Annotated in this window: 13 protein-coding genes; 10 read left to right on the forward strand and 3 right to left on the reverse strand. The window is 39.4% G+C overall.

Annotated features, from left to right (window positions below; translation table 11 throughout):
• Positions 1-17: 17 nt before the first annotated feature.
• The 5 genes from C8P64_RS13065 (at position 18) to C8P64_RS13085 (ending at position 7,359) form a co-directional block, all read left to right on the forward strand.
• Positions 18-881, forward strand: coding sequence for a hydroxymethylglutaryl-CoA lyase (locus C8P64_RS13065; RefSeq protein ID WP_108172529.1), 864 nt, complete (start codon positions 18-20; stop codon positions 879-881).
• 288 nt (positions 882-1,169) lie between these two features.
• Positions 1,170-2,378 carry a DUF4856 domain-containing protein gene (locus C8P64_RS13070; RefSeq protein ID WP_108172530.1) on the forward strand — a complete coding sequence of 403 codons (1,209 nt, stop codon included), beginning with the start codon at positions 1,170-1,172 and terminating at the stop codon, positions 2,376-2,378.
• A 56-nt stretch (positions 2,379-2,434) separates the two neighbouring features.
• Entirely contained in the window at positions 2,435-3,538 is a 1,104-nt protein-coding gene (locus tag C8P64_RS13075; RefSeq protein ID WP_108172531.1) for an imelysin family protein, read from the forward strand.
• 10 nt (positions 3,539-3,548) lie between these two features.
• Positions 3,549-4,913, forward strand: a complete 1,365-nt coding sequence (locus C8P64_RS13080) for an HTTM domain-containing protein (RefSeq protein WP_108172532.1) — start codon at positions 3,549-3,551, stop codon at positions 4,911-4,913.
• Entirely contained in the window at positions 4,894-7,359 is a 2,466-nt protein-coding gene (locus C8P64_RS13085; protein ID WP_108172959.1) for a TonB-dependent receptor, read from the forward strand. Before C8P64_RS13080 ends, C8P64_RS13085 begins: the two co-directional genes overlap by 20 nt.
• 1 nt (position 7,360) lies before the next feature.
• On the opposite strand, the gene C8P64_RS13090 is transcribed toward C8P64_RS13085, so the two are convergent.
• Positions 7,361-7,603 (reverse strand): hypothetical protein, encoded by a 243-nt coding sequence (locus tag C8P64_RS13090; RefSeq protein ID WP_108172533.1) that lies wholly within the window; start codon positions 7,601-7,603, stop codon positions 7,361-7,363.
• Between the two features lie 229 nt (positions 7,604-7,832).
• On the opposite strand from C8P64_RS13090, the gene guaB reads away from it, so the two are divergent.
• The gene (gene guaB, locus C8P64_RS13095) at positions 7,833-9,305 is read left to right on the forward strand and encodes an IMP dehydrogenase (RefSeq protein WP_108172534.1); all 1,473 of its coding nucleotides are present in this window, start codon (positions 7,833-7,835) and stop codon (positions 9,303-9,305) included.
• Positions 9,306-9,371: 66 nt separating this feature from the next.
• Here the strand turns inward: guaB and C8P64_RS13100 are convergent, their stop codons facing one another.
• Both C8P64_RS13100 and C8P64_RS13105 read right to left on the reverse strand, forming a co-directional pair.
• Positions 9,372-9,905 carry an OmpH/Skp family outer membrane protein gene (locus C8P64_RS13100; protein ID WP_108172535.1) on the reverse strand — a complete coding sequence of 178 codons (534 nt, stop codon included), beginning with the start codon at positions 9,903-9,905 and terminating at the stop codon, positions 9,372-9,374.
• A 69-nt stretch (positions 9,906-9,974) separates the two neighbouring features.
• Positions 9,975-10,427 carry an SRPBCC family protein gene (locus tag C8P64_RS13105; RefSeq protein ID WP_108172536.1) on the reverse strand — a complete coding sequence of 151 codons (453 nt, stop codon included), beginning with the start codon at positions 10,425-10,427 and terminating at the stop codon, positions 9,975-9,977.
• Positions 10,428-10,623: 196 nt separating this feature from the next.
• On the opposite strand from C8P64_RS13105, the gene C8P64_RS13110 reads away from it, so the two are divergent.
• From C8P64_RS13110 to C8P64_RS16760, 4 genes are all read left to right on the forward strand, one after another.
• Positions 10,624-11,484 carry a peptidyl-prolyl cis-trans isomerase gene (locus C8P64_RS13110; RefSeq protein WP_245889704.1) on the forward strand — a complete coding sequence of 287 codons (861 nt, stop codon included), beginning with the start codon at positions 10,624-10,626 and terminating at the stop codon, positions 11,482-11,484.
• A complete protein-coding gene (locus C8P64_RS13115; protein WP_108172538.1) occupies positions 11,447-12,895 on the forward strand; it encodes a peptidylprolyl isomerase in 1,449 nt (482 codons plus the stop codon). Before C8P64_RS13110 ends, C8P64_RS13115 begins: the two co-directional genes overlap by 38 nt.
• Positions 12,896-12,903: 8 nt before the next feature.
• Positions 12,904-13,854: an AAA family ATPase gene (locus C8P64_RS13120; RefSeq protein WP_108172539.1), complete on the forward strand. Its 951-nt coding sequence runs from the start codon at positions 12,904-12,906 to the stop codon at positions 13,852-13,854.
• Positions 13,855-14,027: 173 nt separating this feature from the next.
• Entirely contained in the window at positions 14,028-14,177 is a 150-nt protein-coding gene (locus C8P64_RS16760; protein WP_479873406.1) for a hypothetical protein, read from the forward strand.
• Positions 14,178-14,189: the final 12 nt, after the last annotated feature.

The following is a 14,189-nucleotide window of genomic DNA, read 5'->3' on the forward strand; positions in this document are numbered from 1 at the left end:
ATGCTATCTTTGGCCATATGGCGAAAGTAAAACTAATCGAATGTCCCAGGGACGCTATGCAGGGTATCAGGGAATTTATCCCTACCGAAAAAAAGGCTCAGTATATTCAGTCTCTGCTAAGATGCGGTTTTGATACCATCGATTTTGGGAGCTTTGTATCGCCAAAAGCCATACCTCAAATGAAAGATACCGCTGAGGTACTTTCCATGCTTGATCTTTCAAGGACCAGGAGTAAACTTCTTGCCATCGTAGCGAATACCCGTGGGGCAGAAGACGCTTCAAAGTTTCAGGAAATAGATTATCTGGGTTACCCTTTTTCTATTTCTGAGAACTTTCAGATGCGTAATACCCATAAGACCATTGCAGAATCTGTAGAGGTGCTTCAGGAGATCCTGGACATTGCTCACAAGACCGATAAGCAAGTAGTGGCTTACTTGAGTATGGGCTTTGGGAATCCATATGGTGATCCATGGAATGTGGAGATCGTAGGGGAGTGGACCGAAAAACTTTCGGCGATGGGAGTGAAGATCCTTTCGTTATCTGATACGGTGGGGACCTCAACACCTGAAATTATAGATTACCTGTTCTCAAAACTTATCCCGAAATATCCAAATATTGAATTCGGTGCACATTTACATACCACACCTTCCAAATGGCATGAGAAAGTAGATGCAGCCTATAAAGCGGGTTGTCATAGGTTTGATGGTGCTATACAGGGATTTGGCGGCTGCCCGATGGCTAAAGATGAACTTACCGGAAATATGCCTTCAGAGCGTATGCTTTCATACTTCAACGCAGCCAAAGCAGATACGAATATCAAAATGACCAGTTTTGAATCTGCCTATAATGAAGCCTCAAAGATATTCCAGGCCTATCATTAATATTCAAAATTACCTTCCATGTTTTCTTTAAATGAGGTTGAAATGAATGTTTCAGTTTTTATTTATTGCACACTTATTTTTCTTTTATCCTTTTTATCAGCTTCATTTTGAGAGTTTTTCTTACAAATTCCACAGTCTCTTAAGCCTCACTATTAATAAGAATTATAGCTTTTTATAGTACTATTGGAAAAAGTTATTTAAAATTAATCTAAATAAACTTGCTGCAACAAAAGCGGGTTTTTATATTTGCTGCCGGAAATTATTTTAAACTAGTCTAAATAAGCAAATATGAGAAAGCTGTTATTTTCAGCAATGATAGGAGGTCTAACCTTAGTTTCATGTACTTCAGATGATGCTCCTACCCCCGGAGGAAACGAAATTGAAATTCCCGTAAATTATACATTCGAAAGAGATAATAGTTCTACCGTGAGCTACGATGGTCAAACGACCAGACTGCAAATGACTTCAGAGTTATTATCGAATTTCACCGATTTTGATAATGCCTCAGAAGAATTATTATTAAACATGTTCGCAAACGAGAATGATCCATTCTCTAATGCGAGTCTTAACGAATCATCTAAAAGCGTAAGATCTAAAGTTGCAGCTTCTAACATTTACTTCTCTGCAAATACGGTAGAAGGAACTCAGATCAAGAATGATTTTGATGGTTTTATTTCAGAGCAGTTTTCTACGGTAAAAGATAATAGAGATATGCTGGCCGAAGCCGGTGTTGCTGGACAGATCGCTCAGGGATCAAGTATTCGTTACGTAAACGAAAAAGGTCTTGAGTTGAACCAGGCTTTTGCGAAAGGATTAATAGGAGGTTTGCTTGCAGACCAGATGCTTAACAATTACCTGTCTCAAGCGGTACTGGATGAAGCAGATAACCGTATGACCAATGACGAAGGTATGGTTGAAGAAGGTAAGGTTTATACTACTATGGAACACAAGTGGGATGAGGCTTATGGATACCTTTATGGAGATCCTTCAATTCCGGCAGGAGATCCTAATTCTGTGCTAAATGAAAGTGAAGATCATTTACTATTCAATTATCTAGGTCAGGTAGATAAAGACGAAGATTTTGCAGGAATTGCAGAAACTGTTTTCGATGCTTTTAAAACAGGTCGTGCTGCGATCGTAGCTGGAGATTATGATACTCGTGACGAGCAGGTAGCTATTATTCGTGAGAACATTTCTAAAGTGATCGCCGTAAGAGCAGTACATTATCTGCAAGGAGGAAAAGCTGCTTTAGCTGATAATAATATGGGAGCTGCATTTCATGAGCTTTCTGAAGGATTCGGATTCATTTACAGTTTAAGATTTACAAATAAGCCGGGCACTAACATGCCATACCTGTCTAAAGAAAAAGTAGACATGTTCAAAGAGCAATTATTAGATGGAAACGGTTTTTGGGATGTAACTCCTGAAACACTGGATAGTATTTCTGAAGAAATTGCCGCGGCATTTGACTTTAGCGTTGCAGAAGCAGCAGAATAAAACAATTAGCCGGAGTTAGACTTATATCTGCTCCGGCTTTTTAAAAAAAAATATCTATGATAAGGATTTCGAAAATTTTATTGATCGCTACACTTGTTTTCACAGCCTGTTCTACCGAAGATGATGGACCAGGAACCGATGGAGGTGGGGAAACCACTTCTTTTGATCGTGGAGCCATGTTGGAGAACTGGGCAGATAATATTATCGTACCTGCTTTCAGTAATTTTAAAAGCTCAACTCAGCAGTTAGAAGACCTCACGCTTGCCTTTACGGCAGAGCCAACCGAGGAAAATCTGCTGGCATTAAGGAGTCAGTTTGAAAGCTCTTACATAGATTTTCAAACCGTAGCGATGTTCGATCTTGGGAAGGCAGAGGAGTTAAGTTATCGTCGATTCTTGAATACTTACCCTTTGGCAGCTTCTGAAGTTGAGAATAAGATCGCCAGCGGTACTTACAATCTGGAATTACCGTCAAGCTTTAAGGAGCAGGGATTCCCGGCACTGGATTATCTTCTTTACGGAATTGGTGAAACCAATGCTGAGATCGTTGGGAAGTATTCTTCAGAAAATTACAGGAACTATCTTTTAGATGTTTCAAAAAGGATCAATGCACTTACTGCAGAAGTGAATGCTTCGTGGCAGGGTGATTACAAAGATACTTTTGTTTCTAATACCAGTTCTTCCAGTACAGGTTCGGTAGACAAGTTGACCAACAAATACATCATGTATTTCGAGACTTTTCTTCGTTCAGGTAAAATAGGATATCCTTCCGGAGTATTTACCGGTACACCTTCACCTATTAATGTTGAAGCTTATTATTCTAATGATCTTTCCAAAGAGCTTTATATGAAAGCACTGGAAAGCACTCTGAATTTCTTTAACGGAAGATCATTTAATGGAGGACAAACAGGAAAGAGCTTTAAGCAATACCTTGAATTTCTTGAACGTGGAGATATTGCTACAGATATCAACAATCAGTTCAATGGAATAATGTCTCAGGCTACTAATTTAAATGCCAGTCTTAAGAGTCAGGTAGAAACCAATAATACGGTTATGCTTGCGGCTTATGACGAACTACAAAAAGCGGTGGTTCTTCTAAAATTAGATATGGTACAGGCACTATCCATCAGTATAAACTACGTAGACTCAGACGGAGACTAGTTGGTGGTAGATGAGATCGGCCATCACTAAATATTTCAATTCATATACCGAAGCGGCCCCGCTGGCTGTATTTCGCATAGGTTTTGGAATAATGATGCTCGCCAGTATCATTCGTTTCTGGCTCAATGGATGGATCGAAAAACTTTATATAACACCGAAATTTCATTTTAGTTATTACGGATTTGAATGGGTGAAACCGCTTGGCGATTTCACCTATTTACTTTTTGTGATCTGCGGGATTTCGGCATTTTTTGTAGCTATAGGCTATAAATACCGAATAGCGATCATTACATTTTTCCTGAGTTTCACCTACATCGAACTCATGGATAAGACTACTTACCTGAATCACTATTATTTCATAAGCATTCTTAGCTTTTTGATGATATTTCTTCCTGCCAGTGTTTATTATTCTGTAGACGCCTGGAAGAATACCAAGCAGTCATTCCAGAGAATTCCTCGCTGGTGTATTGATGCAATTAAATTGATGCTGGGAATTGTATATTTCTATGCTGGTTTGGCCAAGATCAATTCAGACTGGTTATTCCGGGCGATGCCATTAAAAATATGGTTGCCTTCAAAATATGATATTCCTTTCCTGGGAGACTTCATGCAGCAGGAATGGGTGGCTTATGCTTTTAGTTGGAGCGGAATGTTATATGACCTGTTTATTCCCTTTCTTTTACTCTGGAAGCGAACCAGGCTTTTTGCATTTATCATGGTGATTATTTTCCATGTGATGACCCGGGTTTTATTCCCGATCGGGATGTTCCCCTATATCATGATCGTGAGTGCTTTGATCTTCTTTAGTCCTGAAGTTCATCATAAGATCCTTCAGAAGATCTCCAGATGGTTTAGGATTAGAAAAGAGAAATTTGATAATGAGCTGTCTTTAATTTACAAACCTTTCAAACGAAAAATATTGACCAGTATAGTAGCGGGATTTTTCGTTATTCAGATCTTATTTCCATGGAGGTATTTGTTGTATCCTGGCGAATTATTCTGGACAGAAGAAGGTTTCAGGTTTTCATGGAGAGTGATGCTCATGGAAAAAGCGGGCTATGCCGAATTTAAAGTTGTAGATGCAGAGACAGGCAAAAGATTCTATGTGAATAATTCAGATTTTCTCACTCCTTTTCAGGAAAAACAAATGTCTTTTCAGCCCGATTTTATCCTGGAATACGCACATTTCCTGGCAGATCATTTCAGAAAAGATGGTCATGAAAATATCGAGGTTTACGTGGAAAGCTATGTGGGTCTTAACGGGAGAAAAAGCGTGCCCTATATAAGTCCCGATGTTAATTTGCTTAATTTCGCGGACACTTTTAAACATAAAACATTCATTTTACCATTTAATGATGAAATTAAAGGTCTTTAGTATACTCTTCTTTTTTACCATGATCGTGAATGCGCAGTATTCATTAACTGGTAAGATCACGTCTTCAGCTTCTGGTGAACCAGTTCCCAATGCAGAGGTCTGGAACAAAACAACAGGTAAATTAACCGTGGCTAACGAAAATGGAGAATACCAGGTTTCTTCTTTAAAAGAAGGAACTTATGTTTTCGCGGTCTTTAGCTATGAATACGAGATCATTGAGCGCGAGATCAACATCACTCAAAATACCGAAGTTGATTTTCAGCTTTCACCTTTAGCCGAAAGTCTTAGTGAGGTGATGATCACTAATAGAAGGGAGCAGATCTTTGCTTTAAGAAAGTTGCGAAAAGTAGAAGGGACCGCGATCTATGCTGGTAAGAAAAGTGAAGTGATCTTAATGGACAAGGTTGCCGGAAACCTGGCTGCCAACAACGCCAGGCAGATCTATAGCCAAGTGGTTGGATTGAATATTTATGATAACGGTGATGCTGGTCTGCAGCTGAATATTGGTGGACGTGGACTTGATCCTAACCGAACCCAGAATTTCAACACCCGCCAGAATGGATATGATATTTCGGCAGATGTACTTGGTTACCCTGAAAGCTATTATACTCCACCGCCAGAAGCCTTAAGAGAGATCCAGGTGGTTCGTGGAGCTGCTTCTTTACAATATGGGACCCAGTTTGGTGGTCTTATCAATTTCAGGTTCAAGGAACCTGTACCAGATAAAAAAATAGAGTTGGTCTCCAGGCAAACGGTTGGATCTTACGATCTTTTTACCAGCTTCAACAGCCTTAGCGGTACCGTGGGTAAATTCAGTTATTATACCTATTATAATTATAAAGGAGGGAAGGGATTCCGTCCGAATTCAGAATATGATTCCAATAATGCCTTTGCGCATTTGGGATGGAAGTTCAATGAGAAGACCAATATTAGCTTTGAATATACTTTCCTGGATTACCTTGCGCAACAGCCGGGTGGTTTAACAGATTTCCAGTTTTATGAAGATCCGGATTTCAGCAACAGGGAAAGGAACTGGTTCGATGTGAACTGGAATCTTTTTAATGTGAAGCTGGAACACCAGTTTTCAAACCGAACAGATTTCAGCCTTAATGTTTTTGGTCTTAATGCGACCAGGAAGGCTTTAGGATTCAGGCAGAACAGGGTAGCACAGGCCGATGATCCTAATGAGCCAAGAGAACTTCTGGTAGATGATTTCTCTAACTGGGGAGCAGAAGCAAGGGTCTTGACCAGGTATGATCTTTTTGGTGAGGAATCGGTTTTGTTGCTGGGAAGTAAATATTACCAGGCATCCAATCAACAGCAACAAGGAGCGGGAAGTGCCGCTTCAGGTCCCGATTTTGAATTTGCAAATTCGGAATTTCCCGATTATGAAAGACAATCAGAATTTGAGTTCCCGAACAGGAATCTCGCGTTCTTTGGAGAAAATATTTTCAATATTACCAATAACTTTTCGGTAACCCCGGGTTTTAGATTTGAATATATCAATACCGAAGCAGATGGATTTTATAAGAACATCATCAAGGATAACGCGGAAAATACCTTGCTGAACGAAACCATAGAAGATGATAGAAAATTCGAGAGAAGCTTTATTCTTTTAGGTGTAGGAAGCAGTTATAATCTGAATGCATCTAATGAACTATACGCGAATTTTTCTCAAAATTACAGGTCGGTAACCTTTAATGATATCAGGGTGGTGAACCCAAGTTTTCAGGTAGATCCAAATATCAGCGATGAAGAAGGTTTTACTTCAGATCTTGGTATCCGCGGAAGGTTGAAGAACTTTCTATCTTATGATCTAAGTGTTTTTGCTTTAAAGTACAATGACAGGATCGGAGAAGTATTAAGACCTGAAGAACGGGTTAATGCGCAAGGTGAACTTGAAGAAACCGGAAGATTGGTAAGATTCCGAGGAAATATAGGAGACGCTTTTATTTACGGAGTGGAAACTTTCGCTGAATGGAATATTAGAAATAGCTTTTTTGAAACAGCGAAAGATTACCAGTTGAACGCTTTTGTAAATGCCGCTTTCACCAAGTCTGAATATATCGAATCAGACCAGGTGAATGTTGAAGGGAATGAAGTAGAATTTATACCGGAAGTCAATTTAAAGACCGGGCTGAATTTTGGATATAAGAACTTCCTGGCCGGGCTTCAGTATACTTATCTGTCCAGTCAATATACAGATGCGACCAATGCACCACAGGATAAAGATGAAAATAACAGGGGGATAGAAGGAGAAGTTCCTGCTTATGGTATCATGGACTTTTCAGCCTCATATACCTTAGGGAAATTCAGGCTGGAGGCTGGTATCAATAACCTTCTGGATAATTCATATTTCACGAGGAGAGCCACAGGATATCCAGGTCCCGGAATAATACCGGCACAACCTATAACCTGGTATACTACTTTACAAATCAGGCTGTAATCTAAGCTGAAGCTTGTGGAGCCCAGTGATTACAGAGCATTCCCGGTGCTGCCTTTTTAGGATTGGCACAGGTTGGTGAATGGTACCTGCTGCAATTAAGGCAATTCGGTTCATTCTTGATCGCCGCTTTCATCTTAAAGCTATCGCAGGTATGCTGGTAACCTACATTGGTTTCATGTTTTGTGCAGTAATTGTTCTTGAACCTTTCGCAATTCATGCAGCTGTTTCCTAATCTTATGCTCATGGCCTTTAATTTTATAGATAAATAAATTTACGACCACAGTTTTTAAGAAGCAATATAAATAACTTTACATCAGTGTGTTAAGTTGATGATTTGTTCTGAATTCAGTGATGCCGGGAGCTAGGAAACTTTAAAAAATGGATCCCGTAAGTTTATCTTCTCTTAACATATAAGAACCTCATTTTCTCACTTATTAACCCTATATTTGCATGCAATTAAATCCTTAATTGCAATGACCGCACACGAATCAAAAATACTTGGCGACGGACTTACCTACGATGACGTACTTTTAGTACCTGCGTATTCAGATGTTCTCCCAAGAGAAGTAAGCATTCAATCCAAATTCACACGTAATATCCCGATCAACGTTCCAATCGTTTCCGCAGCGATGGATACAGTGACCGAATCCCGCATGGCGATCGCTATGGCCAGGGAAGGCGGTATTGGGGTACTTCATAAGAACATGACTATAGAGCAGCAGGCTTTAAAAGTTCGTAAAGTGAAACGTGCCGAAAGCGGAATGATCATAGATCCCGTAACCCTTTCTATTACGGCGAAGGTTCGTGATGCTAAAGAATCCATGAAAGAGCACAGTATTGGTGGCATACCAATCATCGATGAAGATGGAAAACTTCTTGGTATAGTAACCAACAGGGACCTTAGGTTCGAAAAGAATTTAAATCGTCCTATCTCTGAAGTGATGACCTCTAAAAACCTGGTAACGGTTTCAGAAGGTACTTCTTTAGATGAGGCAGAAGATATATTACAGGAAAATAAGATCGAGAAATTACCGGTTATCAATAAGGATAAAAAACTGGTAGGTCTTATCACTTTTCGTGATATTACCAAGCTAACCCAGAAGCCAATGGCTAATAAAGATACTTTCGGAAGATTGAGAGTAGCTGCCGCGGTTGGTGTTACCGGTGATGCTGTAGACAGGGCAGAAGCTTTGGTGAATGCAGGTGTAGATGCAATTATTATTGATACAGCCCATGGTCATACCAAGGGAGTTGTATTGGTTTTAAAAGAGATCAAAAAGAAATTCCCAGACCTGGAAGTGGTAGTTGGGAATATAGCTACCGGTGAAGCTGCGAAATACCTGGTTGAAGCCGGAGCAGATGCAGTTAAGGTTGGAATAGGACCTGGTTCTATTTGTACAACCCGTGTGGTTGCAGGAGTTGGTTTTCCTCAGTTCTCTGCAGTGCTTGAAGTTGCTGCGGCAATCAAGGGATCTGGAGTTCCGGTAATAGCCGATGGAGGTATTCGTTATACGGGAGATATTCCTAAAGCGATCGCTGCCGGTGCAGACTGTGTTATGTTAGGTTCACTACTTGCAGGTACCAAAGAATCTCCGGGTGAAACCATCATTTTTGAAGGACGAAAGTTCAAGTCTTACCGCGGAATGGGATCTGTGGAAGCTATGGAAAAAGGTTCTAAAGATCGTTATTTTCAGGATGTGGAAGATGATATCAAGAAACTGGTTCCTGAAGGTATCGTTGGTAGAGTACCTTACAAAGGAGACCTGGAAGAAAGTATCCACCAGTTCATAGGTGGACTTAAAGCAGGTATGGGCTATTGCGGTTCCAAGGATGTGGAGACTTTAAAAGAGACTGGTAAGTTCGTAAGAATTACAGCGGCAGGGGTACATGAAAGTCACCCACACGATGTGACCATTACCAAGGAATCTCCAAATTATAGCAGATAAGAATTTATCATATATAAAAAAAGCCCTGAAGTTATTCAGGGCTTTTTTATTTGTTGTGGTTTGATCTTAATTCGAAGCGGCGCCTTGCGGAGCTGGTTTAGCTTCTATACCAAGTTCTTTCATTACCTTCTCGGTGATATCATCTTCAGATCTTGAAAAAGCAAGACCGTTTGCACCAGCGTGAAAGATCTGGGTGTAGCCACCTTCATTGATCACTTTCTTCATGGCAACATCTATCCTGTCATATAAAGGGCCATTTAATTCGTTCCTTTTCATCTGTAGCATTACCGAAGCTTTTTGACGGAAACCTTTGATGTCATTTTCTAATTCAATAATCCTGTCTTCTTTCTGTTTTTTTACCGTATCGGTTAGATCTGCCACAGTTTTCTGGTATTCCTGAACCATAGCTTCGTATTCCCCGATACTGGTTTTTAATTCTGTCTGCAGTTCCTGGTTATAAGTCTCAAGTCCCTTATTCACTTCAGCAGTTTCGGGCATTTGAGCAAGTATATATTCAACATCTATAGTGCCAATCTTAGATTGAGCATTTGATGAGAATGCGATGAACATCAATAAAATTCCTAAACTTATTCGTTTCATTTTGTGTTATTTTTTCGCAAATATAACTGGCTGAGTAGAATATATCTAGAATTTTGAATCAAAAAATAACTAGTGGTCCTTTACGCTTTTTCCTTCTTCCACAAAAGCTTTAAAATCTTCCATGTATTTTCGGGATTGTTTTTTAAAGGCTCCCGGCATGAACCATCCAAATAGTTTCATGAATCCGCTAAACTGAAATTCATTATCTGTAGTCCATAAGGTTGCAGATTCCATAGTAGGGGAAAACCTGTTTACCTGGTAGTTGTAAACACCTTTAGCTTCGTAAGTGGCGCTGTACTCGTCAGGGAGATTGTTCTTAATTATGGTTTCGGTCATTTCTATCTCGCGCTTGCCCATTTCGTATTTCAACAGATTCTGTGAGCCTTCGTCCCCGAGATTACCATTAATAGGCTTCATAAAAATAAAACCGCGCTGCCAGTGCTTCATATTATCGGGATCAGAGAACTTGGCAACCACTTCTTTTCTGGGTTTATTTATAGTGATCTGCTGCTGGTATTTCATAACTGATTGGTTTATCGTCTTTTAAAGATAATGTAGAATTTATTATTGCAGAAATTTATAATTTAAATCTGCTGTTTTCGTTATGGCTTTAGCTTGCAGAACCTTAACTAATTCTTATTTTTGCCCAGATAGAGAAATTAGGTTTATCCATTTTGTCTTCTGGCATTTAAATTGAGAGGTGCTAAAAAAATTGATTTTGAGGAAAAATTTTAGCAGATTTATTTTAGTTCTTTTTTCCCTGATCCTGGTCAGCTGTGAATATTTTCAGCAAACCGATGATCGTAAAGTGGTTGTAAGAGTCAATGAAACGTATTTATATGAAGACGATATTCAGGCGCTTATCAATGAGAATACTTCAGCAGAAGATAGCGCGGTTATAGTTTCTAATTATATCACCCGCTGGGCTACACAGCAATTACTTATAGATCGTGCAGAGTTAAATCTACCTCAGTCTCAGCAAAAGGAATTCAATGAACTCGTGAACAATTATAGAAACGAGCTTTATACGAATGCTTATACAGATGCTGTAGTTTCCCGCGCTCTTGATACTGCTCTTAATCGTGCGGAAATTGAAGAATATTACGAGCAAAATAAGCAGAACTTCATTTTGGGTGAAGACCTGGTAAAGCTCAGGTATATTAACCTTGCGAAGAATAGCAACAATATTGAAGAGATAAAAAAGAAATTCACCAGGTTCAATGAAGAGGATCAACAGGATCTTTTGAACATGGCCATACAGTTCAAGAATTATTCGATGAATGATTCTGTTTGGGTAAAATCTAAAACTGTATATAATAAAATTGGTCCGCTTACTGCGGAAGATAGATCAAGCTTGCTTAAGAAATCTAATTTTATGGAATTACAGGATTCACTAAATGTGTATCTTGTGTACGTAAATGACGTTCTAAGCCGGAATGAGCAGGCGCCTATTGAATATGCTTCGGCAACCATACGAGAGATTTTGCTGAATAAGCGAAAACAGTCGTTAATTAAGGAATTAGAAAAAGATATTACTAAAGATGCAATTAAGAATAATGAATTTGAAATTTTCAATTAAACCTGTTTTAGCAGGCTTCGGTGTTATGCTTTCTACTTTTGGTTACGCCCAGGAAGTGATCGTAACAGACAGCACATCCATTCAGCCAGACGCAGAGGTAACCAAAACTGAGGTTACGAAACAGGGAAGTCAGAGAAAAAAGGTTGATGGTATTGCGGCAGTGATAGGAGAGTATATTATTCTGGAGAGTGATATAGATCTAATGTATAAAGATATGCAGAGCCAGGGAATGTCTACTTCTGAAGTGACCGATTGTAATCTGGCAGGTTCTCTTATGGAGAACAAATTATATGCGCATCATGCCATACAGGATAGTATCATTATTGCAGATGCCCAGATCAACAGTATCGTAGATCAAAGGATCCAGGGACTGGCTCAGCAGGCTGGTTCCATGGAAAAGATCCTGGAATTCTACAATAAGGAAAGTGAAGAAGAACTTAGACAGGAGATCTTTGATCTTACCAAGCAGAGTCAGTTGACTCAAAGAATGCAGCAAAAGATCATCGAGGAGATTGAAATTACCCCGGAAGAGGTAAGACAATATTATAACAAGATGGAAGAGAAGCCGATGTTTGGTACAGAGGTGGAGCTTTCTCAAATCGTTATAGAACCTGAAATTCCGGAGTCTGAAAAACAAAAGATTATAGACAGGTTAAATGAGTTTAAGGCAGATATTGAAGAAAACGGAGCTAGTTTTTCTACAAAAGCCGTACTTTATTCTCAGGATCCTGGAACTGCTTCAGATGGAGGTAGAGTGACCTTAACGAGAAAAGATCCTTTTGTAAAGGAATTTAAAGACGTAGCATTCAGTCTTCAGGAGGGAGAGATAAGTGAACCTTTCGAAACTGAATTTGGATACCATATCATCCAGATCGATAAGATTAGAGGACAATCTGTAGAATTGAGACATATACTTTTGATCCCAGATGTTACTAACGCTTCAGTTCAGGAAGCTAAAAAGGAAATCGATACTTTAAGGAGTAAGATCGTAGCCGGAGATCTTGAATTTGCTGCTGCGGCCAGAGAGGCTTCAGATGAGGAGGAAACCAAGAATGAAGGTGGGAAACTTATCAACCCAAGAACCGGAGATACAAGATTCGAATTAACCAAGATAGACCCTGAATTGTTTAAGCAGGTGGAAGATCTTGATGAAGGTGAGATCTCTCTAGTTCTTACTCAAAAGGATAGAACAGGTAGACCTCAGTTTAAAATTATTCAGGTTACCAAAAAGATATCTGAACATGAGGCAGATTATGCCACAGATTATCAGAAAATTAAAGAACTTGCCCTTCGTGATAAGCAGTTAGATGCGATCGAAAAGTGGCAAAAGGAAAAGATAAATGATACCTATATCAAAGTGAATGGTAAATATCGTGATTGCGATTACACCAGCGATTGGGTTAAAAATTAAAACATAATATGAGTGATGTAGCACTGGTAGAAAAATTGGTAGATAAGCACCGCGATCTAAAAAGAGAGATCGCAAAAGTTATCGTAGGTCAGGATAAGGTTGTAGATCAAATCCTGCTCTCCATTTTTTCCGGTGGTCATTCATTATTAATTGGTGTTCCCGGCCTGGCCAAAACCTTAATGGTAAACACCATTGCCCAGGCCTTAGGATTGAATTTTAAAAGGATTCAGTTTACTCCAGATCTTATGCCAAGTGACATTCTTGGTTCTGAGATCCTGGACGAAAACAGGAAATTCAAGTTTATAAAAGGTCCCATCTTTACCAATATTTTGCTGGCAGATGAGATTAACAGAACACCGCCAAAGACCCAGGCCGCGCTATTAGAAGCGATGCAGGAAAGAGCTGTTACGGTTGCCGGTCATCATTACAAACTTGATCTACCTTATTTTGTACTGGCTACGCAAAACCCGATAGAACAGGAAGGAACTTATCCTTTACCTGAGGCCCAGTTAGACCGGTTCATGTTCGCCATTAAACTGGATTATCCGAGTTTTGAGGAGGAGGTAGATGTGGTAAAGACGACAACTTCAGATGATCCTCAAACGGTAAATCCACTTTTTAGCGCACAGGAGATTTCAGATATTCAGCATGTGATTCGAAGGATCCCGGTGCCAGATAATGTCGTAGAGTACGCGGTAAGGTTAGTAGGAAAAACAAGACCGCTTAATGGTGCGCCAGATCTCATCAAGAATTATGTTGATTGGGGTGCAGGACCCAGGGCTTCTCAAAATTTGATCATGGCTGCCAAAACCCATGCTGCTGTAAATGGTAAATTCTCACCAGATATTGAAGATGTTCAGGCAGTTGCTTTTGGTATACTTCGTCATAGAATCATTAAAAACTATAAAGCAGAGGCCGAAGGAATTACCGAGGAAGAGATCATCAGGAAACTCTTTTAATCTTCATGGAAATTCTCGTTAAGAATAAAATTTTAATAAGCATAGCCTTCTATTTTTTGTGGGGATCGTCCTTTTTCACAAATGTTCTGGATCTCGAAGAATCTACATCACAGATCATCATCTGGACCTGCAATGCAGTACTCTTTCTTTTCTGGTTATTTGTGTTACTTGATATGGTCAGAACAAAGATCAAGGACAAAACTTTTTGGATATTATCTATGTTCCTGCTTCCTTTTTTCGCTCCTGTAGTATACATTTTCAGGAGGAAAAATCTCTTTCATTTAGAGAATAACAAATTTAAATCTGCCCAGAGATTTAAGTAAATTTTGACAAAT

This window comes from Christiangramia gaetbulicola (genome assembly GCF_003054225.1).
GTDB lineage: Bacteria > Bacteroidota > Bacteroidia > Flavobacteriales > Flavobacteriaceae > Christiangramia > Christiangramia gaetbulicola.

Coding starts and splice junctions, on each gene's coding strand:
- C8P64_RS13065 (WP_108172529.1), top strand. CDS start 18: ATGGCGAAAGTAAAACTAATCGAATGTCCCAGGGACGCTATGCAGGGT.
- C8P64_RS13090 (WP_108172533.1), bottom strand. CDS start 7,603: ATGAGCATAAGATTAGGAAACAGCTGCATGAATTGCGAAAGGTTCAAG.
- C8P64_RS13080 (WP_108172532.1), top strand. CDS start 3,549: ATGAGATCGGCCATCACTAAATATTTCAATTCATATACCGAAGCGGCC.
- C8P64_RS13075 (WP_108172531.1), top strand. CDS start 2,435: ATGATAAGGATTTCGAAAATTTTATTGATCGCTACACTTGTTTTCACA.
- C8P64_RS13100 (WP_108172535.1), bottom strand. CDS start 9,905: ATGAAACGAATAAGTTTAGGAATTTTATTGATGTTCATCGCATTCTCA.
- guaB (WP_108172534.1), top strand. CDS start 7,833: ATGACCGCACACGAATCAAAAATACTTGGCGACGGACTTACCTACGAT.
- C8P64_RS13105 (WP_108172536.1), bottom strand. CDS start 10,427: ATGAAATACCAGCAGCAGATCACTATAAATAAACCCAGAAAAGAAGTG.
- C8P64_RS13085 (WP_108172959.1), top strand. CDS start 4,894: ATGAAATTAAAGGTCTTTAGTATACTCTTCTTTTTTACCATGATCGTG.
- C8P64_RS16760 (WP_479873406.1), top strand. CDS start 14,028: ATGGTCAGAACAAAGATCAAGGACAAAACTTTTTGGATATTATCTATG.
- C8P64_RS13120 (WP_108172539.1), top strand. CDS start 12,904: ATGAGTGATGTAGCACTGGTAGAAAAATTGGTAGATAAGCACCGCGAT.
- C8P64_RS13115 (WP_108172538.1), top strand. CDS start 11,447: ATGCAATTAAGAATAATGAATTTGAAATTTTCAATTAAACCTGTTTTA.
- C8P64_RS13070 (WP_108172530.1), top strand. CDS start 1,170: ATGAGAAAGCTGTTATTTTCAGCAATGATAGGAGGTCTAACCTTAGTT.